Here is a 627-nt window from a genome sequence, read left to right on the forward strand (position 1 = left end):
TGTCGAGTCGATCTGCACACAGCTGACCGAGCTGGGTGTGCCGATCGCCCCATCGACCTACTACGACCACATCAACCGGGAGCCCAGCCGCCGCGAGCTGCGCGATGGCGAACTCAAGGAGCACATCAGCCGCGTCCACGCCGCCAACTACGGTGTTTACGGTGCCCGCAAAGTGTGGCTAACCCTGAACCGTGAGGGCATCGAGGTGGCCAGATGCACCGTCGAACGGCTGATGACCAAACTCGGCCTGTCCGGGACCACCCGCGGCAAAGCCCGCAGGACCACGATCGCTGATCCGGCCACAGCCCGTCCCGCCGATCTCGTCCAGCGCCGCTTCGGACCACCAGCACCTAACCGGCTGTGGGTAGCAGACCTCACCTATGTGTCGACCTGGGCAGGGTTCGCCTACGTGGCCTTTGTCACCGACGCCTACGCTCGCAGGATCCTGGGCTGGCGGGTCGCTTCCACGATGGCCACCTCCATGGTCCTCGACGCGATCGAGCAAGCCATCTGGACCCGCCAACAAGAAGGCGTACTCGACCTGAAAGACGTTATCCACCATACGGATAGGGGATCTCAGTACACATCGATCCGGTTCAGCGAGCGGCTCGCCGAGGCAGGCATCCA

1 pseudogene is annotated in these 627 nt (G+C 63.8%); it reads left to right on the forward strand.

Annotated elements, in window-relative coordinates:
* Positions 1-627, forward strand: a pseudogene (locus tag IE226_RS43755) (IS3-like element IS6110/IS987 family transposase); the annotation flags it as partial.

Origin of the sequence: Streptomyces longisporoflavus (genome assembly GCF_014649775.1) — a bacterium.
In the GTDB taxonomy this organism is placed as follows: Bacteria; Actinomycetota; Actinomycetes; order Streptomycetales; family Streptomycetaceae; genus Streptomyces; species Streptomyces longisporoflavus.